11 protein-coding genes and 1 pseudogene are annotated in these 21,594 nt (G+C 43.9%); 3 read left to right on the top strand and 9 right to left on the bottom strand.

Annotation, left to right across the window (positions count from 1 at the left end; all coding sequences use genetic code 11):
- Positions 1-26 precede the first annotated feature (26 nt).
- The gene (gene ppsA, locus MHN33_RS10955; protein WP_239397967.1) at positions 27-2,402 is read left to right on the top strand and encodes a phosphoenolpyruvate synthase; all 2,376 of its coding nucleotides are present in this window, start codon (positions 27-29) and stop codon (positions 2,400-2,402) included.
- A 55-nt stretch (positions 2,403-2,457) separates the two neighbouring features.
- Here ppsA and MHN33_RS10950 read toward each other — a convergent pair whose 3' ends face one another.
- Positions 2,458-2,649 (bottom strand): PGPGW domain-containing protein, encoded by a 192-nt coding sequence (locus MHN33_RS10950; protein WP_239398126.1) that lies wholly within the window; start codon positions 2,647-2,649, stop codon positions 2,458-2,460.
- Positions 2,650-2,813: 164 nt separating this feature from the next.
- On the opposite strand from MHN33_RS10950, the gene MHN33_RS10945 reads away from it, so the two are divergent.
- The gene (locus MHN33_RS10945) at positions 2,814-5,858 is read left to right on the top strand and encodes an FAD-binding and (Fe-S)-binding domain-containing protein (RefSeq protein WP_239397966.1); all 3,045 of its coding nucleotides are present in this window, start codon (positions 2,814-2,816) and stop codon (positions 5,856-5,858) included.
- A 280-nt stretch (positions 5,859-6,138) separates the two neighbouring features.
- Here the strand turns inward: MHN33_RS10945 and MHN33_RS10940 are convergent.
- From MHN33_RS10940 to MHN33_RS10910, 7 genes and pseudogenes are all read right to left on the bottom strand, one after another.
- Positions 6,139-6,365 (bottom strand): annotated as a pseudogene (locus MHN33_RS10940) (helix-turn-helix domain-containing protein); the annotation flags it as partial.
- Between the two features lie 163 nt (positions 6,366-6,528).
- Positions 6,529-8,559: a Vps62-related protein gene (locus MHN33_RS10935; RefSeq protein WP_239397965.1), complete on the bottom strand. Its 2,031-nt coding sequence runs from the start codon at positions 8,557-8,559 to the stop codon at positions 6,529-6,531.
- A gap of 744 nt (positions 8,560-9,303) precedes the next feature.
- Positions 9,304-10,512 (bottom strand): tyrosine-type recombinase/integrase, encoded by a 1,209-nt coding sequence (locus tag MHN33_RS10930; protein WP_239397964.1) that lies wholly within the window; start codon positions 10,510-10,512, stop codon positions 9,304-9,306.
- Positions 10,513-10,620: 108 nt separating this feature from the next.
- A complete protein-coding gene (locus tag MHN33_RS10925; RefSeq protein ID WP_239397963.1) occupies positions 10,621-11,472 on the bottom strand; it encodes a DUF417 family protein in 852 nt (283 codons plus the stop codon).
- Between the two features lie 278 nt (positions 11,473-11,750).
- Positions 11,751-13,544, bottom strand: coding sequence for a S8 family peptidase (locus MHN33_RS10920; RefSeq protein WP_239397962.1), 1,794 nt, complete (start codon positions 13,542-13,544; stop codon positions 11,751-11,753).
- 501 nt (positions 13,545-14,045) lie between these two features.
- Positions 14,046-17,231: a M43 family zinc metalloprotease gene (locus tag MHN33_RS10915; RefSeq protein WP_239397961.1), complete on the bottom strand. Its 3,186-nt coding sequence runs from the start codon at positions 17,229-17,231 to the stop codon at positions 14,046-14,048.
- Positions 17,232-17,915: 684 nt separating this feature from the next.
- Positions 17,916-18,875: a hypothetical protein gene (locus MHN33_RS10910; RefSeq protein WP_239397960.1), complete on the bottom strand. Its 960-nt coding sequence runs from the start codon at positions 18,873-18,875 to the stop codon at positions 17,916-17,918.
- Positions 18,876-19,022: 147 nt separating this feature from the next.
- Here MHN33_RS10910 and MHN33_RS10905 point away from each other — a divergent pair, with 147 nt between their 5' ends.
- Positions 19,023-19,346, top strand: coding sequence for a hypothetical protein (locus tag MHN33_RS10905; RefSeq protein WP_239397959.1), 324 nt, complete (start codon positions 19,023-19,025; stop codon positions 19,344-19,346).
- Between the two features lie 546 nt (positions 19,347-19,892).
- Here MHN33_RS10905 and asd read toward each other — a convergent pair.
- Positions 19,893-21,005, bottom strand: coding sequence for an aspartate-semialdehyde dehydrogenase (asd, locus tag MHN33_RS10900; RefSeq protein WP_239397958.1), 1,113 nt, complete (start codon positions 21,003-21,005; stop codon positions 19,893-19,895).
- Between the last annotated feature and the right edge of the window lie 589 nt (positions 21,006-21,594).

Here is a 21,594-nt window from a genome sequence, read left to right as displayed (position 1 = left end):
TACAATTTGTTTTTGGAGACAGTTCCGTGCAAGACTACGTTCTCTGGTATCAAGAATTAGGTATGCAAGACGTACCTAGAGTTGGTGGTAAAAATGCTTCTCTGGGTGAAATGATATCTAACCTTGCCAATGCAGGTGTACAAGTACCCGGTGGATTCGCGACAACGGCAGACGCCTTTAATGAATTCCTTGAGCAATCAGGCCTGAATGAGAAAATTCACACTATTCTCGATTCCCTCGATGTTGACGACGTCAACGAACTTGCCAAAGTCGGCGCCCAAATCCGTCAATGGGTTATTGACACACCTTTCCAGCCAGAATTAGACCAAGCCATTCGCAACGCATACGCGTCACTTCATGGCGATGATAACAACGATGTCTCCTTTGCTGTACGTTCCTCAGCGACCGCGGAAGATATGCCAGATGCCTCATTTGCAGGACAACAAGAAACTTTCCTTAACGTAAAAGGGATAGATGCTGTGATGGTTGCCATCAAGCATGTGTTCGCATCTTTGTTCAATGACCGCGCGATTTCGTATCGGGTTCATCAGGGCTATGACCATCGTGGTGTTGCGCTTTCAGCCGGTATCCAGCGTATGGTCCGCTCAGATAAAGCCTCTTCAGGCGTTATGTTTACGATCGATACCGAATCAGGATTCGAAGACGTGGTGTTTGTTACTTCAAGTTATGGTCTTGGAGAAATGGTCGTTCAGGGTGCTGTAAACCCAGACGAATTCTACGTACACAAACCAACACTGGCTAAAGGCTTACCGGCAGTAGTAAGACGCAATATCGGCTCCAAAGCTATTCAAATGGTCTATTCGAACGATGAATCTCACGGCAAACAAGTTGAGATCGTTGATATGGAACCAGAGCTGTCTAATAAATTCTCAATTACAGACAGCGAAGTGCAGGAACTGGCCAAGCAAGCCGTTATCATCGAGAAACACTATGGTCGTCCAATGGATATTGAATGGGCCAAAGATGGTAACGATGGCAAGCTGTACATTGTACAAGCGCGTCCAGAAACAGTTCGCTCAAACGAAGATGCTAACGTTATGGAGCGTTACCAGCTTAAAGAAAAATCAGACATCGTATGCGAAGGCCGTGCAATTGGCCACAAAATTGGCAGCGGTGTAGTACGCGTACTTAACTCCATCGACGAAATGGATAAAGTAGAGCAGGGCGATATTCTGGTTACCGACATGACAGACCCAGACTGGGAACCTATCATGAAGCGCGCTGCTGCTATCGTTACTAACCGTGGTGGTCGTACTTGTCACGCTGCAATCATCGCCCGTGAACTCGGCATTCCAGCGGTAGTTGGGTGTGGTAATGCAACAGATACCATCAAACATGGCGATGAAGTCACTGTTTCATGCGCAGAGGGTGACACAGGTTATATCTACCAGGGTAAACTTGATTTTGAAGTAATTTCATCGCGCATTGATTCAATGCCTGACATCCCAATGAAAATCATGATGAACGTGGGTAACCCGGATCGCGCATTTGATTTTGCTAAACTGCCTCATGCCGGTATCGGACTTGCGCGCCTTGAATTCATTATCAACCGCATGATTGGTGTGCATCCAAAAGCGCTGATTAACTTCGACACGCAATCTGCTGAGCTGCAAGCTGAAATTAAAGAAATCATCGCCGGTTATGACTCTCCGGTAGAATTCTATATCGCAAAGCTGGTTGAAGGTATTTCAACCCTTGGTGCGGCATTTGCACCAGAGCGCGTTATCGTTCGTATGTCTGACTTCAAGTCAAACGAATATGCCAACCTCGTAGGCGGCCAGCAGTACGAGCCGGAAGAAGAAAACCCAATGATTGGTTTCCGTGGCGCCTCTCGTTACATTTCAGAAGATTTCCGCGAGTGTTTTGCGCTTGAGTGTGAAGCAATCAAACGCGTACGTAACCAAATGGGTCTCGAAAACGTAGAGATTATGATCCCATTTGTGCGCACTCTTGAAGAAGCCGCACAAGTAATCCAATTGCTTGAAGAACACGGTCTTAAGCGTGGTGAGAATGGACTGAAAGTCATCATGATGTGTGAGCTTCCTTCAAACGCACTGTTGGCAGATGAATTCCTTGAGTATTTTGACGGGTTCTCAATCGGCTCAAACGATCTCACTCAGCTTACTCTAGGTCTTGATCGTGACTCAGGTCTGATCGCACACCTGTTTGATGAGCGTAACCCGGCTATTAAAAAGCTGCTATCAATGGCGATTCAAACCGCTAAAGCAAAAGGCAAATATGTCGGTATTTGTGGTCAGGGTCCTTCGGATCATGAAGATTTTGCAGCCTGGTTAGTAGAGCAAGGTATTGATTCAGTATCGCTTAACCCAGACACGGTTCTGGAAACCTGGTTATACCTGGCTGAGCAAAACAAGGCATAGGGCAACCTGAAAAATAAAAAGGGCCTGTTTTAACAGGCCTTTTTTAATTACTGTGCTAACGTAATCGTCTATCTAGCTGAACACACACATTTTTAAATCCAACCTGAGCTTTCTTTAACCAGGATCTTGCCCGGGGATAGTTTAAGGACAAGCAGAGCAGTCCGGCAAGCAGGAAAATAAGTGAAGGGCCGGGTACGACAATAAAGACTAGTGCCAATAAAGCACATATGCCGGCTAACAGATTCATCAAAAAAGTCTTCATACTTACCTCACTAGAATTCTCACTTCAAGTTAAGCCTACTCCAGATTTCATCCCATAGTCTTTTCAAAATGTAACAAAACGAAAAATTCCGGATTTGTAATGCCACTCAACATGATACAATGAGGGCAAAGCAATAATTTATTACCGTCATGATTGCCGAAATTAATCAGCAGGATTCTGCCAATACATTATTAAACGACTATATAAAAAAGATTAGTAGTCAGGGCTTTAGCGGAGACACCGACACGAGCTACGCCACTCGCATAGTCACGGCTACGGATAACAGTATCTATCAAGAAATCCCTCAGGCCGTTATCTACCCAAAAAGTTCCAAAGATGTTCAGATTGCAATGCAAGTTGCCTCACTGGACCCATTTCTTTCTTTAAGCTTTGGTCCAAGAGGTGGCGGCACCGGGACAAATGGACAGTCGCTTACGCCCGGGATTGTCGTTGATTTGTCACGCTACATGCGCGGTATCATCGAAATTAATGAGGAAGAAGGCTGGGTCAGAGTACAAGCCGGTGTGATAAAGGATCAGCTTAATGATTTTTTAAAACCCTACGGCTTCTTTTTTGCACCGGATCTATCTACCAGCAACCGCGCAACAATAGGCGGAATGATCAACACTGATGCTTCTGGTCAGGGTTCTCTAGTCTATGGAAAAACCAGTGATCATGTTCTTGAATTAAAAACCATTCTTGTTGATGGTACAGAGCTTAACACCCGCAAACTGGAGCTAGAAAAAGCGCAAGTACTTGCCGAACAATCTAATCGGGTTGGCGACATCTATCGTGTGGTCCTAAACAGTTGCAGAGATAATCGCGCGCAAGTACTAGAGAAATTTCCCAGACTGAATCGATTCCTGACGGGTTACGACCTCGAAAATGTCTTTGATAGTCAGATGACAACGTTTGATCTGAGCAGAGTGATTACAGGTTCGGAAGGATCTTTGGGCATAGTCACTGAAGCCAAATTAAACGTAACGCGCATACAGCCCTTTAAGACTCTCATAAATATAAAATACGATTCTTTCGAATCGGCGCTCAGGAATTCTCCGTTTTTGGTTTCGGCTAATGCCACATCCGTAGAAACTGTAGATAGCAAAGTACTTAATCTGGCGAAACAAGATGTTATCTGGCATTCAGTATCGGACTTAATCTCAGATGTTCCGGGCGTTGAAGTTCAGGGACTCAACATGGTTGAGTTCAATGGAGAAACTCCAGAAGAAATAGAAGGTAAAGTCACGTCGCTGTGCAGTCAGCTTGATCAACTTATAGCGAAAAAGGAAGCTGGCGTCGTAGGATATCAGCTCACGAATGATAAATCAGATATCCTAAAAATATACGCAATGCGAAAGAAGGCGGTTGGTCTTCTGGGCAATACAAAAGGCAAACAGAAGCCCCTGGCATTTGCCGAAGACACCGCAGTCCCCCCAGAAAATTTAGCAGACTTTATATTAGAATTCCGCGAGCTGTTAGACAGCAAAGGATTGAACTATGGTATGTTCGGTCACGTTGATGCAGGCGTACTTCATGTTCGACCGGCATTAGATATGTGTGATCCTGAACAAGAAAAGTTGTTACGGGAAATTTCAGATCAAGTTGTAGCGCTTACAGCCAAGTATCGCGGATTGATGTGGGGTGAACATGGCAAAGGATATCGAAGCGAATATGGACCTGAATTCTTCGGTGAAACACTTTTTACTGAGCTCAGAAAAATAAAAACTGCATTCGACAAAAACAACCGCCTGAACCCAGGCAAGATTTGTACACCGTTAGACAGTACAGATAATCTTGTTAGTGTGGACGATCAAAAGCGCGCTTGGTTTGATAAGTCGATAAACATTCAGGTACGCGAGAGTTTTGAAAATGCGATGAACTGCAATGGCAATGGGCTTTGTTTTAATTATGATCAAAACTCACCCATGTGTCCGTCTTACAAAGTTACCCGAGACCGACGTCACTCTCCGAAAGGGCGAGCCTCACTTATACGAGAGTGGTTTCGTTTACAAGAAGAGCAGGGAATTGACCTGTTAGCAACCGAAAAGACACTCATAGAAAAAGAAAATGAAGTCACCTGGTGGGAACGTTTTCGAAATAATCAGAAAAAGCAAAAAGGTTTCTATGATTTTTCTCACGAAGTTAAAGCGTCAATGGACGAATGTTTAGCTTGTAAAGCATGTACAACGGCTTGCCCTATAAAGGTAGACGTACCAAGCTTTCGCGCGAGATTTTTAAATCTATACTACAGCAAGTACAACCGGCCGCTTAAGGATCACCTGGTAGCTAACGTTGAAAAAACGACCCCCTTGATGGCCAAGGTGCCAAGGTTAACCAACTTTTTCGTTAACCTGCCGCCCGTTAAATCTGCACTAAAACACATTGTCGGGTACGTAGATACGCCAATGCTTAGCGTGCCAACTTTAGCTTCTCGAGTTAACAGTGCTCAGGTGTACGACGAATCCAAATTTGCCGGACTATCAAAGAAAGAAATGTCCGATATTGTTTTTATCGTTCAGGATCCCTTTACCAGTTACTATGAAGCAGAGTTGGTTGAATCGTTTATCACTTTGATCAGCAAACTAGGTAATAAGCCGATATTATTGCCATTTGTACCTAATGGTAAAGCCCAACATGTGAAAGGCTTTCTGAAGGAATTTAAATCCACAGCGTCTTCGGCCAATGAATTTCTTTCTCGCATCGCGAGTTATGAGAGACCTATGGTTGGTTTAGATGCTTCGTTAGTACTTTGCTACAGAGACGAATACCTAAAAATACTAAATAAAGATGAACTAGATTTTCAAGTTCATCTTGCGCATGAATGGCTCGCAACACAAGACTGGAACTCAATAGGGCGGATAGAAAGCCACGAGTCGGTTAAGTTACTGAGTCACTGCACTGAAACCAGCGCGATGCCGCAAAGCAAAAATGTCTGGAGCGAGATATTCAGAAACCTAGGAATAGAATTGAGTACGCCAGCGACAGGGTGTTGCGGCATGGCCGGAACGTACGGCCACGAAACGGATCATCAGGAGAATTCAAGAAACCTGTATGAAATGTCTTGGCAGCATCACACTAAAAATATGGCCAGTGAAACAATTTTGGCGACCGGCTTTTCATGCCGCTGCCAGGTGAAGCGTTACGAAAATCAAAAGCCAATGCACCCGATTGAGTTCATTGCTAAAAATATTTAGATAAACCAGCAGCGACGTATTTTCTCGTCGCTGCTTTACAATTCCCGATACTGCACCCAGCCGACCTCTAGAAACACTTGATTTAACATAACTAACAGCAGGATAAATTTCTCGCTATTACTGGAAATATTTTGTTTTGTGTTGTCACAGATGCTGAGTTGTTTTGTATATTTATAATTTGTATGATGTGTTCCTAACATGCAAATCTCACTGTGCTTTCCTAAAAACTATTGATGGCCCTCACTTGCCCGTGAGCGGGAAATTCGAGCACATAGATTCAAACTGCTTTTTCAGTTTCTTTACCTACGCGGTTATTCAAGTTTGATGTTCTGCGCGATTTATCGATGAGTGCATCAATACCGCCTTCATCTACGAGTTCTTGATTACGATAAAACGTATCTCGCGAATTCCCGTCATTTTGCAGGCTTTAGATACATTTCCAAGCTCTCAAGCCAGGTTGTGCAAACCAGCTTTGTATTTAATGATTGGATTGTTGGTATGTAACATGAGAGTTACCCGTTTTGATAAAGGTTCGACACCTCTATCAAAGGGTAACTCTCAATTTTTTAAATCGAAATGTCTGGCCGGAACTAATTCATATAATTACTGAATCAGATAGGATCTATTCATTATTAGACCTTTATTACCAAAGCCTAGCTGTCATTTATGTTTATAAAAGGCATTTCTTGCCATATTTAGCAGAGTCTTCCAACAATTGTTCTCCACTCATGATGGTTAAAGCTACCTCTGCAACAAATGCTACTCCGTCTGTCGCAAACCAAGCAATGAGTTGAGCTATCGAAACTATGCCTGTTTTAATCCAATCCCACCATGACATTTCACTTCGAATAACTTTAAAGATAGCTTTGAATCCGCCTGCATTATATATAGAGCCAACAAGCCCGAACAATGAACGGGCTCTATCGAAACGTCCTACTGCCGCATTAAAGTTGTGTATCTGCCTGCTTAAACCCCTTAAAGTATCAGGTCCAATTTCTCTTAAAAATGCTCTAGTCACCCTCTCGCTATTTGACACATGTAGCCCAACAGCACCTATAGTAAACATCATTGCGTCAAAGCCAACAATAGCACCAAGCTCATCACACTCTGTGAACTGCCAAGCAGCAAATTCCGGTTGATTAAATATTTCTGGATCCATCACCACTGTTTGATGATAGAGAGAAGACGATGTTGGTAAAGGTGTATTATTAACTAAGTGATTAACTAGGTGTTCTCGATGTGTTGCAATAGTGCTTGCATCCTCCGGAAACCAATCAGCAATTTCGTTAAGTGCCTGATTTGCCGTCTCTTCTTTAAACCCCAATGAAATGACATCTTTATCAGAATCGATTTTTAACAAACCACTTCCTGATCTTCCCGTCGAATAAGTAGCTGTTACTATCCTGTAGTGCCCTACATCCAACAATTGTTGAATACGAGAATTATATCCCTCGCCGCCATCGTCATTTAAAGCAATAACAGCACCATTTTCATTTAACAAATACAAATATGTATCAACACTCGAAGTTAAATCAATGATCACATTCGTTGCTTCTTCAACAAAAAATGCAAAACTTGGATTATTTGGGTGGTTGTAGTCTCTACCGCCAGAATAAGTCCAATTTACAGCTCTATGAATAAAGTCAGGTGTCTCAGTTAGAATAGCTTTTGCAAAAGCTGGGTTATTATAGTTGTTGCTTCCAATAAATAACCCTCTTGTACGAGAATGATAAGAAGTTGAAGGCGATGTTCCGATAAACTCCCATCCACTAAAATCACTATAAGCACCGCTTCCTTGATCATTCCACCTCATATGAGTGAATTCTGCGTCTATCAACTCACTATTCAAAATGCATTGTACTTCGCCCGGTGCAGGTGTAGTATAACCCTGACTAGCAACATCACCAATTGCGGAATATCCTTCTTGGCATATAGGCCTCCAGACAGAGACATCGTTAACTGCACCACTTCCCTTGTCATTCCAAACAAGTTCATAAGACAATGCAGGAGTTAATGCTCCTGATCCAGGAACCTTTTCCTTTACAGTTATGGTTCCTCTGTCAGGCTGAGTATGTGCTTGCCAAAGTGTATGGCCAACAATATGAAAACCGTTTTCTGGTATAGGCTTCCAAAAGGATCCGTCTAGATTGGCGCCACTGCCGGCATCTTTCCAGACCAAGCTGTAACTATTCGTGACTTTTACTATCAAATTTTCCCCTGGTGTTGATAAAGTTGGAGATGTATTTCCACTTAGGTTTACATAAAAAGTAGGACGTGAGTTTCCGTTGTAACTTGAATCATTACAGTAGAGTTGGAATCGGTCATTATCCGCACCCACACCTGATGGAGTGTAGCGCATAGTGACACGACAGCTTGAGCCGCTATTAGGCGCTAAGTGAACACTATAAGGATCTGGTATACGCGAGCCCGTCCAATCACCACAGGTTTGAGACACAATCTGAAAATTTGAGTTGGACGATGGGTAAGTGGCACAATTATCCAATACATCAACCTGTTCACCATTATAAAAATCTATGGCAATATCCTTCGAACCACCTACTGGTACTTGACCAAAGCTTACCGTTCCCAGGGTTCCATTGATGTCAGCGTGTCTTATCGTAAAGTCATTAGCTAAAACTGCAAATGTGGGCAATAAACAGACAAGTGCAGCAGTTCCCATAGTTGATAGATTTATTTTCATAATATCCTCTAATCCTGTTAGGTTAATGTCGTATTTGCCGGATACAAATACTTAACATATGTTAGAAACTTAATCGCATACAAGGTATTACACTTCATTACACTTTTTACGTAATCGTTGTTTGTAGTTAAAAAGTGAACGTTTAATTGAGCTTAGAGAAGATTCGAGGTGTCGAAGCTGGCAGTTATAGAGAACAAACACCTTGTAATTTCGGTTTTTAGGCCAACCACTTGCTACAAGAGTTAGTAGTAAGTCGGAACAAACTGAAATAGCTATGATTACCTTATATGAAACTGCTTATCCTAGACTGAAGTCTTTACTCTCAGATGAAGATCTAATAACCGTCTATTCGCCATCACCTGAAGAAATAGATATCGTTCGCTCTCACGCTCGGCAATCCACTTCACGTTTGGCGCTGATGCTGCTGTTAAAGACTTTTTAGCGATTAGATTAATTTGTTCCAGTCTCTGATGTGCCGGTTGTGATACGGGATCACTTGAAGGGGAGTATGGAATTAAGCAAGGGAGTTGTTGAAATAGATAATTACAATACTTCAGATGCACGACAAAGACATGTGAGAGTAATCAGAAACTACCTGGCCATTACCCCGGTTAATAATACCATGATCGATTTGGTTTCAAATTAACCACCTTGCAGTTTAACGCAGGAATCATTGCCGACTCTCAAAGAACACTTCAAATATGTATGATGTGCCCTTGTCGATTAAAAACTTCAGCAGGTCCCTTAAAGTTTTCTCTTGATCCCTGATTTGGCTCTTTCTTTGATGTTAGTCTGAATATATATCTGATCGGTCGTCGCGATTTTTGAGTGTCCAAGATCTTCAGATAAATGTTTTAAAGGGCGATGCTGCGCATCATGTGTTGCGCCGGTGTGCCTTAACCAGTGTGATGTCGCAGCCTGCAAGTTTTCAGATTCCTCCGCAAAGCCATCTTCGTTGAGCTTTTTTATGGCCAGATCGAAACTTTCCTGAACAATACGGCGTATTTGTCTGACATTCATTCCACCGCTGCCTCGCAGTTTGTGAATGATGGGATGTGGTTCATCGACCCGGGGCAAGGAGGTGAGCCCGCGACTGAGGCGATAGCGTTTCAGATAGTCAATAAAGTCTTCGCTTAATGTCACATCGCGCAGTTTATTGCCTTTGCCCATAATGCGTAAAAACCAAAATCCATCCTGATCTTGCCAGAAGTGGCTCATAACAGGTGACCACTGAGGTCTGTCGGAAAGCTCCGAGATCCGCAAGTAAAGACCTTTTAAACAGGCGAGGGTAAACAGGTTTCGCTCAAGTTTGGGGTCCTTCTCACAACGGTCTTTAGTAACGCCGAAAACGTATTCCCACTGCAGATCACTTAATGTATCTGGTAGCTTTATTTGAGACTGAACGACCAGGTAGGGGCAATTCTTTTTAATTACAGGGACGAAATTGGCGAACGTTTTTTCCTCTAAAATTGCAAACTTGTAAAACACATTCAGGGCTGTGAACATAGATGCAAGTGTTTGCTGACTAACCCCGTTCGCTTTATAAACAAAGGGGCGCCAGTTAGGATTAACACGCCTGAAGCCATTACTATCTTTAAATCGCCACTGTACAGAGGTGGCTACCCAGTCATCACTTGTTTCTACAACAAACTCAACATAGGCTTCTATGTCTTCACGTTTTAACTCGAACACAGATGCTTTTTGGACACACCAGGACCAAAGATAAAAACGCTCTATTTCATTGCGAAACCGGTTAAACGTGGCCTCCGACTTACGTCCGTACACATACAAAAACTGATAAAGGAACGCCAATTCATCCTTGCATCGTTGCGGATCGAAAACGTCATCCCGCATAAAACGTGCGATATCAGGGTATTCGGTCGCAAGCGTGTTATCTTCCAGGTGCGCGACTAAGTACCTGAGCTGCTTTAGTGTATCAACGAGTGGCGTCATATTGTGTATAACACTGATTATTTAAACAGTGGTTCATTCTGACCTATGCACTCTTGGAATGCAACGGCCAGGCATCAGTAAAGCGAGAAAACACGTCAATATCGGCAGTTATAGCTCTGCAGAAGTATCCTCGCATCCTCTGGCGTACTCAAAAATGATGATCAGGTTACAGATAAACCATAAGTCCTTGATGATAAATAGGCCTAAGCCATCTATTAAGCTGGTATCTGAGAATCCGCCCTCAGCCGTAAACAAAAAAGTCTGGGTCATAATGAACACGGCACCGGTTCCTGCTAATCCAATAAGTACCAGATAGCGCTTTCTAAACCAAATACCGATACCCAGTAAGATAGCAAAGACAAGGTCGTAGATACCAATCAAGTCAGACGCCGTTTGTACGCTAAACAACGCATATAGCCAGGACATAAACGGCGAAGTCTCAACCAAAGGGACTATTGCTTTGGCTTCTAGCTCGAGAAACTTCATACCGCCTATCCAGAACAACACAATCGCAACCGGAATATAATTCATCAATGCATGTGTACGCTCAGTGATCCGAGTTCCAAAACACAGATAAAATGCCAGTGGCAAAAGTGCAAAATACTTGATGATCCCCTGACCTGAACCAATAACGGGAAATCCGCCATGCTCAGCTATCCAACGGCCGAAATCAAATAAAGTTAAAAGCATAAAAACACTCAGCAGCATGATCAGGCCAAACTGAGGTCTGCGAAGCGCTGAGAGATAGGGCGCGGCTGCCAGCGTTGTTCCAGTCAGCATACAGAACCCTCCCCAAAATAACCCCAGGCTTTGCGACGAATAAATACCTGTCATTGAATAAAAGCCAAATGCATTTTCAATATAACGGGTGTGTCCGCCAAGAATAAAAGAGCTGCCGATAACAATCAGGGTTACAGCCAGGATATAGGTAATTATTTTATGGTTAGTTGAGTGAGACATCGTTTTCTCAAAATAGTCAGTGTCCCTAGAAGACCGGTAAAACTAAACTTTATTTCACAGTAATTTTTAGTTTTCTGACACAAGGTTGATGCAAAATCAGTTTATAGCGCTAGTCTGTATTTGTTGTGAAAAACGAAGTCGAGACATTGAGCAGGTCAAAACCATGACTTTAGAATTTTGAAAACAGGGCAACACCTTTTGAATCAAAATCGTGTTGCCCCGGGTCGGTTCATTGTCTCTTTAAGTTGCTTGCGAACAATACAACTTAAAGTTATGCCTTAGTTAGTTTGCGCTTTAAGGCTCACACCGCTATACGAGCTGTAGCCTTGTAACATGATATGATAGGTACCTGCAGAAGGATTGTTGAACGTACATTCTTCGTTATTTCCATTTTTGTACGGGCGGCAATTGAATACTGCCGTGGTAGGTTTAGCGCCTACACGTACATACAAGTCTGCGTCACCTGAACCACCACTCATGGTAAAGGTTACCTGGCTCACACCACTGGTAACGTTAAATGTATAAAACGTTTCGCTACCGGAATCACCGCTCAAACTAGTCTTAGCAACACCATCCTGTAGTTCGTTGCTGCCCGTACCATTTAGTGCAGCATCAACTGCAGCTGAAGCATCGATGATACCAGTACCACAGCTCGTACAAGTTGCCGGGAAGCTACGTGTTGTGCTCTTCAGGATGCTTTCTACCTCGTCCGGCGTCGCAGAAGGCTTAGCTTGTTTAATCAGTGCTGCCACACCTGCAACGTGAGGTGCCGCCATTGACGTACCTTGTGAGTATGCATAGCTATCACTTGATGGTCCGTTACTGCCAGAGTTGTAAGTAGACAGTATGCCTTCCGGGTCATTTGCGAAGCTTTGAGCACCACCTGGCGCTGCAACATCGATGTTAGAACCGTAGTTAGAGTAGTATGCACGGCCGCCGTTACGGCCTACAGAAGCAACATTAATGATGCCAGAACAGTTGCCCGGGTTATAGTTTGCAGAGTTGTCATTGTCGTTACCTGCTGCAATAACAATAGTCGTACCGTTAGCGCGCGCTGTGTTGATGGCACTCTGGGTGGTCGAGCTACATGCACCGCTGCCACCTAAACTCATATTAATTACATCAGCTGGGTTGGCGTTTGACGGTACGCCTGATACTGAACCACCAGATGCCCAGATGATACCGTCTGCGATATCCGAAGTCAGACCACCGCATTTACCGAGCACACGAACAGGGACCACTTTTGCATCATAAGCAACCCCGGCAACACCTTCACCATTGTTGGAAACCGCAGCAACTGTACCGGCTACGTGCGTACCGTGCCAGCTTGAATCACGTGCGCTGTGCGTATAACCACACTCGTTTCTTGAGACAGCATCACCCGGGTCACGTGCATCGCTATCTCGGCCGCCGCCATCGTTTGCCACAGACAGATTAGAGATCATGTCGTAGCCTGGCAGAATATTCGAATTCAGATCCGCGTGTGGGCGGTAACCCGTGTCAAGTACTGCGACGACCACGCCGCTACCAGTTGCCTTGTTCCAGGCCGCAGGCGCATTGATACCGCCCGCAGTCTCAAAATAGTGCCACTGATCTGAGTAACGTGGATCGTTTGGTGTTGCAAAAGGCTGGAGCATTTGGTCAATTTCGATGTACTCGATGTTGCCAGTTGCTGCCATTTCTTGCATCAGATTTTGTGCTTCCGCTGCAGTCAGTTTTTTGTCAACACGCATAACGTGGTGGTTGCTCAGTGCCATTTTGCGAACATAGCTCGTTTTAAGCGTAGACTTTTTCTTGCTTTTGAAGTTCTTTACGAAGCTCTGTGCGCGTGAGTTCATCATAGCTGGGGACATATCAGCACCAGAAATAGACATTAACTGGTTGCTGTTGTCTTTATACTTAATAATGAACTGTGTACCTGCAATATTTTGACCTTGCATCTTCTGGCTCAGTTGAACCACGCTCACCCCATTATTGATTGCTTCAGCGCTGTTTGCCATTACATGAGAAGCTGAAAACATGCCTGAAACAGCCAGTGCGATGGCGCCGATCTTTAGATTATTAGTTGTCATAATAGTTTTTCCCTAGATTAGTTGTTGTTCCTTCCGTTCAAGGTTCCGTACAGAAGGCACGAAGATGTAAACACGAGGTTACCCAGGGTTTAAATTACTTTTACTTATATAACATACTAATATGAATATAAGGCTTGAACAAAATTCACTCAGAATCTTGATTTGTAATAATTAATTCATAATTAAACACGCACGCGCTATATATTTTTCATGTAAACGAATGTAAACAGGCAATAATAAACTATGAGGGTTTTCTCTATGATTGAGCCTATAACCAGTACACGAATCATCATTCGTGGTAACAAAACCCCGGCAGTTAGGCATTGAACAAGTTCAGATAATTGGCTAGTTTTGCAATACTTTATTATCAGTAGTTATCTTTGAAGCTATCAGAGCTGTATGGTGTTTACTCATACCAGACCAGTAAACGAACTTATTTGAAGAGAGAAGTGAAGATAAAGCAGTACCCGGGTCAGATACTGCTTTACAATTTCAAGTTAGTTATAGATGCTCACGACACTGTTGGACGTCAAAATCTACGATAATACTGGTGTTTTCTGCATTACCTGAAACTTTAAGATAAGACCAGTAATCACTTCCGGCCGCGATTTGAATGCATTCAGTCGTAGAGCCTGAGTTTGACTCGGCATCTTTGTCATTATCGCTTGGCCAGCCGCCGTTTTTGTACAGTATGTGTAAATTGCTACTGCCGTGTGCCGTTGTTATCGCCACATTTTGAGTAGAGGTGATGTCACCAATCGACAGCCATAAGGTGCCATCTCCACCCAGACACTGTGCCTTGCCAGGCTCCAGTCGGCCGCCGCTCACTGGCTGCTGAATTGCACACGCGTCAGGGACAGTGCCAACTTTATCTTGCTTAACGATTTCTACCGTATAATCTTCAACTTCTCCATCGCCAATCGCACCGCAGGCACTTGAAGGCGCGCCGTTATACTTCATCGCAATACGCAGCCTGGCTTGGGTGCCTGCCATATTTTCGGGCACATTGATTGTGCCCGTCACAGCACCTTTACCAGAAACATCAGACATAACCTGCTCAGACTCTTCAAACTGACCGTTGTTATTAAAGTCGATCCAGGCCACCCAGTGTTCGGTGTAGTTTCCGCCCGGCGTAAATGTAAACTGATTTTCCCCTTCATTCAGTTTGATAGTCTGAGCCGAGAAGTCGCTGTAGCCGTTCGCCTGAGAAGGGTTGCTGAATGCACCACTTTGTACGTTCGCTATCCATTCATAATTAGTATTACCGCTGGTGGTGCAATATTCGAGTGCGTTAATCGTCACTGTAGCTTGTGCACTATGGCGCAGCCCGTCGTTATCAGTAACTTCAAGCGACGCAATATAGTCTCCCGCGTCTGAATAGCTATGAACCGGGTTAGCTTCGGTACTCGTATTGCCATCGCCAAACTGCCATAAGTAGCTGACAATATTGCCATCCGTATCCTCAGAACCTGCACTACTGAAGCTAACTGCGTTACCGAGCATTGCAGAGTAGGGGCCATTAGCTTGTGCTATGGGTGCAATACGCTCTGCTTTTATTTCAGCAATCGCCGTGTCACTGGCAAGATTACCGTCATTGTCTGTCACGCTGAGTTTTACAGTGTAAACGCCGGCATTTTGATAAGTATGGACCGGGTTTGCAGCCGTCGAGGTATTGCCATCACCAAACTCCCAGTAGTAACTCACTATACTGCCATTGGAATCGTTTGAGCCGGTGCTGCTAAACTGTATTGAGCCTGCCAGCACAGCACTGTAAGGGCCATTGGCTTCGGCAACGGGCAGTTCTGAGTCTGCGGCTCGTTCGTAATAAACAACCAATGACGCCCCACTGTATTCAAGGAAAGGGTCAATCATAATGTTCAGTTCACCGCCGCCTGCATTGAATTCGCAGTACTCACTGTGTCTTGGCGCGCTAAAGGGGCCGCAGTCGTGGTTGTCCGAAGTAGGCACCGAGTTCATACTCACGTATGCATCCGGATCACCCTGATATCCGCCCGGTATAACGGCAACCGTGCGCAAGGCATCAGAAGGGACGCTAAACTGATAGGTCTTGGGTTCAGCGCCTTTAGCCGACTCAAGGTCGGTGATCTCAGCTAAAAATACCCGCTCACAACCCGCACACAGCGTATCGTCTGTGCCGGAGATCACACTCAAAGTTGCATTAGAATAGGCACTAAAGGCATCGATGGCCGTATGATACGACTCGGTGTTCGAAGGCGCAGAAATCGTGACCAGCTCAGGTGAACCTGCGCTTCTGAATGAAATAAAGTCGGCCTCCCAGTTGTCGCCATTTTTAACCGGGGCTTTGCCTTTGGATACATACATGTCAGGGTCTTCATCGTAACCGTCCAGATAAAAGGCAACAGCCTGAGTACCTTCAGGCACCGAGATCTCATAGTTATCTACTTCGCCTTTTTGACCCGACAGATTTGTAAACGCCTGAATAACATCGCCCTTCGGTGGCAATACCGCGCCAGATGTGCCATCCCAGGGGTGATCGGCATTGCTGGTATATTCTTCAAGGCCCACAGCAATAAGGTTAGAGTTCGACCAAAGCGTTGCACGTGCCGGTCCATGCAGGGCAGCGGTCATTCTGTCTACCTGATCACGGGTGAACATGGCATAGTTATCAGAGTAGTGCATAAAGTTTTCTGTGTTTGTTGGCTGGCCCAGGCAGTTTTTGGCATTGTTTTGTAAAATGCTGCTACTCATTTGTGGTGTATCACACGAGCCATCACCGGTGGCGTTACAAAACGCTTCTGAATGAATAGTACAGACATCGCCGTCGAAGGTGTGGGGCAGGTTAAGCCAGTGGCCGAACTCATGGGTTAACACAGAGCGGAAATTTTCACTGGTGTTGGCACCCACATAGTCGCCATTATAAACAACGCGCGATAGCCCATTTTGCGACATGCTGAGCTGAGGATACCAGGCTACACCCGAATTATTGGTTGAACCATCATCGTACAGGTCTTGCTGAATATAGATGTTCATGTACTTAAAGTTATCCCAGGCGTCGGCAGCAATCTGGTCATCAACACCGCTGCCTTTACCATAGCCTGCTTTTTGCGGATGGCGCACAATACCATTGGTAGGCTGACCACTTGGATCTTTTTTGGCGAGCACAAATTCAATATTCAGATTTTCGCGTATCGCCTGAAACTCCGGCGCGATAGGGCCGTCATCGGTGATCAACCCCAGAAAGTCCTGGTTTGATTTGTTCAAGCCATCAATGACTTTTTGCTCGGTTAAGCAATAGGTGCCTGATTCACAGTTGTACCTGTCACCATATATGTGCACCACGACCGGAATATAGTAACGCCCCGGAACACCATTGCCATTCTCTGCAGCCAGGTCGTCCTGACTCGCCAGCTCAGATATAATGTGCGTGGCAAAACTGGAACTCAAAGAGCGTTGTCTGGCGTTCTCTTTTTGGATAGCCGACCAGTCCTGTGAATTGTGATCAGTACCACAAATTTGGCCAGCGTGTTTGTGACTGGCAGATGCTGTACTGAACAGCAATGAGTCGCTCGACATAAGCGGGTTTGACTCCAGGGATTGTCCGGCTAAAACCGCGCCAGACGACAGCGTAGTCAGTACAATCGCGCTCGCCCGATACAGTGTTTTTCTGGCAAGTAGTTTTGCCAACGCACGTTTAGCAAAAGGCATAGATGTTCTCCTGTTGTTTATCTATTTGTTAACAAGGTTTTTTATAAGCGCGTTCTGCTCACCGCCAAGTTAACTTGTAGTGTTATTATTATTGGTACACTGAGTACCTTTAAGCTTTGCGCAGGCCACATCAAAACCCATTACTATCAGTCTCCTAGCATGGAATAACTGATCGCTGGTGGATTTTCATCCGATACAAAAGCTAGATGTAACTTACACCAATGAAATTATATTGTATACAGTATAATTTAACATTTTGCATAATTGTTATTTTGATGAAGGAGGGCAGTCGTGCTCAAAGGGGGTTAATGGGTTGTTTTTGGTAGTAATGTTGGTCATGCAAGCGACTGGTTCGGGTTGTAACAAATTCAGTCAACAGCAGGGCTTTTTCTAGATCTGAAGTCATGCATAGCATAATTGCCCACATGAACACGGGGTTTGGTTAGGAATGCGTCTAGTGCAAACGCGTCCTCCTTAGTTCAAATTCCCAATACGCGCGTTCCAGGTCGCATACTTCCGAAGCGTTATTGGCTTTGCAGACATGGGCCTGACAGTTAGGAGCCAGCCAGAATACGTAGGATTTTGAGGGGGTAGGGGCAATGGCTCCAGAGTTTTTCATCGCTCGTCGGTAACTTTGGGAGAGAGTGTAAAAATAATGGGGCATGGATTTAGGTGTAAAACGTTTTACAAAGAGTTAGAGTTTGTAAGCTCCTGCAGCCCTGCGAACTCCATTGAAGAGAAGTGAAATCTATATTCATTGAACAGTTCACATTCGTAATTTGAGTTTTTAACAAGCTGGATTATGCTTAAAGCCATCTCTGTAACTAACATATCTTGATGTTTAATTGGTTCAATATTAACATCGTAATCCTTATTGTCTCGGCATTCAGCAAAATATGTTTCTTTATAAAGGAGTCGCACTAAGTTACTTAGAATGAGCTTTATTTCCTCATCAGTTCTTTCTTCCAGGCCTGATCGCATTCGGCTCATATAAACCGCCGACCCGTGCTTAATCTGAGTACTGAAGATATCTCTATAGGTCGGTGCATTATTCCCTATTGATGTGTTGATTGCCTTTAATGCTGTGAAAACGCGCGCATCGTTAAATATAAATAGCGATTCTTCATTTAAAAGTAAACGCTTTGTACGATTTAATAAAGGCTGTAAGTCATTCAAAAAACCTACACCGTTCGTTTCGCTGTTGATATTCAAGACCATTACATCAGCCTTAAAGTCCAAGTAATCAGAAGGCGTTGTATCAAGGAATTTGTTCAGCAGTTGTACCCTTGACCTTAAAAGTTCCAACTCTTCCTTTTTCCTCATGATATCTCGGGCGTCAGCGAGCTCTTGCTTACTTGTGAGCCAAGTCCGATATAATAGATAGATAGTGGCCAACAGCAATATCGGCGTTAACATGTTGTTCAAGTATACAGCGCCATCTACCCAGTCCTTGATATTCCTGTTATTGGGATCGAAGCCAAACTTGTCAAAATATTCAATAAGGATAATGCCAACGGCTAAGATGAGTGGAATGATGAAGTGCATACTGTAAGGGTCTTTTTTCAAACCTCTCGTAAGTACTTTCCAAGACAGGCCGACAGCGATCAAAGTACCGAAGACAAGCATTTGAGACATCCAGGACATCTTTAAACTCCTTTTATCTAAATTCTCAATATATCAGGAAATCTCATATGTTACAGCTGAACCCATTTGTTTGATATAAACGTCTTTACAGACTATCGCATGTAACTTACTGTCTGTTATGTATGTAGGACATTCAGGAGGGATACAGTGAATTACTTTATAAAACATACATTCCTAGTTGTCATTGCAGTAATAGTGCTAATTGTGAATGTGTTCGATCTTAACCCTTTTGTAGCAAAAGCTGGCGAATTCGCATATTCGGCGAATGCACCTGCAACTGCAGCCAAACTCTTTTCAGCAGCGGGCTATGCTGATTTCGCAGCAAAAGCGATCCCCGCTATGTCATGTATGAAGTTGTTTGCAGAAGCTAACGAGCATCTGGCTAACAAGCCAGTATCATATTCTAGTGAATGGCAAAAGCGAAATAACCAAATCAATTCAAATATTTATTCAGCATGCTCAAGTCATTAAAAAGCGTTGGCAGCACCTAAAGAAAAGACGGCGCAGCTTTTACTTGGATTTATTTTAAAGACCGATACTGGTTAGTATCGGTCTTTAAATCATGGCTAGATATAGCAAGTACTCAGCTCCGGCGAATTACAAGAACATACAAACTTGAAAAGCTTTACTCAGGCCCGACAAAGAAACACAGAAAGACCACTGAAGGAAGCTTGGTGAAACAACATGGCCATATCTCAAGCACTACTTAAAGACTAACCAAGATATAACCAGAGAACTAAACAATGTGCCTATTGGTGTAAACGGGGAAAGGCGATCAAAATTGGCGTCTAAAATCTACGATAGGTAAGCATCACCAGAGCGTGAGATTAGAACAACACTCTATTTAACATAATATAATTTATAGGATATAGTTTGTAGGGCTGCTATATGGGTGGTCGTATGACTATTATCTGTGTAATCGTCGCAGTTCAAGCTTTAACGTGACCTTTAGATAAACAAAGCACGCTGTTCAAGTGCGTGCTTTGTTTATTCTTAGGTGTGTTGTGAAAGCAAGGCTTATTGCTCAACAATGATCCTGAGCATACGACGCAGTGGCTCGGCCGCACCCCAGAGCAGCTGATCTCCGACGGTGAATGCACTGATATATTCAGGTCCCATAGTGAGTTTACGTATTCTGCCAATTGGAATGTTCAAAGTACCTGTAACTTTGACTGGCGTCAGCTCTTGCTCAGTGGTTTTACGGTCGTTTGGAATAACCGTAACCCATTCGTTGTGTGCTTCTAATATTTCCTCAATTTTCTCGACTGAAACATCCTCTCTTAACTTAATCGTTAAGGCTTGTGCGTGGCAACGCATGGCGCCAATCCGCACACAGATCCCGTCAACCGGGATCGGCTGTTTACTTGAACCAAGGATTTTATTCGCCTCAACCTGGGCTTTCCATTCTTCTTTACTCTGGCCACTTTCCATAGGCACGTCTATCCAGGGGATCAAGCTGCCAGCAAGCGGCACGCCGAACTGGTCAGTTGGTAAGCTGTCTGATTGTAGCTTTTGTGCAACCAGCTTATCGATTTCTAAAATTGCAGCCCCTGGATCGCCAAGCTGAGCTTTTACACAATCATGTATATCGCCCATCTGAGCGATAAGTTCTTTCATGTTTCGCGCACCGGCGCCCGATGAAGCCTGGTACGTCATAGGGCTGACCCATTCAATCAGGTCTTGCTCAAACAAACCGCCCAGTGCGAGCAGCATTAATGACACAGTACAGTTACCACCCACGAAGGTCTTAACCCCCTGCTCTAACCCCTGCTCAATGACATCTTTATTTACCGGATCCAGAACAATGATGCTGTCTGATGACATTCTCAGTGCAGACGCCGCATCAATCCAATAGCCATCCCATCCAGTTTCTCTGAGTCCGTTATAAACTGACTTAGTGTAGTCTCCGCCCTGACAAGACAGAATAATGTCCATTTGCGAGAGGCTATCGAGATCATAAGCATCGAGTAACGCTTTGGTCTGCGAGTTAACTTCTGGCCCAGGCTGGCCAGCTTGAGAGGTAGTGAAGAAATAAGGTTCAATGTCAGAAAAGTCATTTTCTTCATGCATGCGTTGCATCAATACAGAGCCGACCATTCCACGCCAACCAATTAGTCCTACTTTTTTCATGGTATTACCTTTTTTTGATTCATTGAGTATTTTGCGTGAGAGGTATGTCTAGACGTCTAAAAATAGCAAACATTATCCGAAGAAACTATACTTTTAGCGTTGAAAGTGAACATTAATGATAAAAAACCCCGCGAAAGCGGGGTTTGGATACAACATGTAAAGGTTGTGTCCCATACTGCCACCGAAGGCAGCAGTTTAGAACCGGGTTGTTGGCGACCAGAAACTCAGTCTAATTGCCAAAATTCTGATTTAGTATGTGAGAACAAAGTATGGCTTAATTCTAACGAGTGTTCAAGAAGTTTTGATTACAACAAACTGAAAAGTAAGAAAATATTTTCCTAGTTTAGCAAGCTTTCACTGTCACATTAGTTTAACTTTTTACCATCATTTCAAGCTTCACATATTGACTCAGAACAAGTCAAATGCAGCATTAACCAAACATTAAGCTAATTTTTTTATCATCCGTACCTGGTTTAGCAAATACTGACTTGGGATAAATTGAAATTTACGCAAGAGTAAACCTATGTTCAGAACATCCGAAAGGGCGATAAGATAAAGCCGCCGCCGAGATATGGCGGCAACTTTAAAT

Source organism: Pseudoalteromonas sp. OOF1S-7 (assembly GCF_022347765.1).
In the GTDB taxonomy this organism is placed as follows: domain Bacteria; phylum Pseudomonadota; class Gammaproteobacteria; order Enterobacterales; family Alteromonadaceae; genus Pseudoalteromonas.
This window is presented reverse-complemented; position numbering and strand designations above follow the sequence as displayed.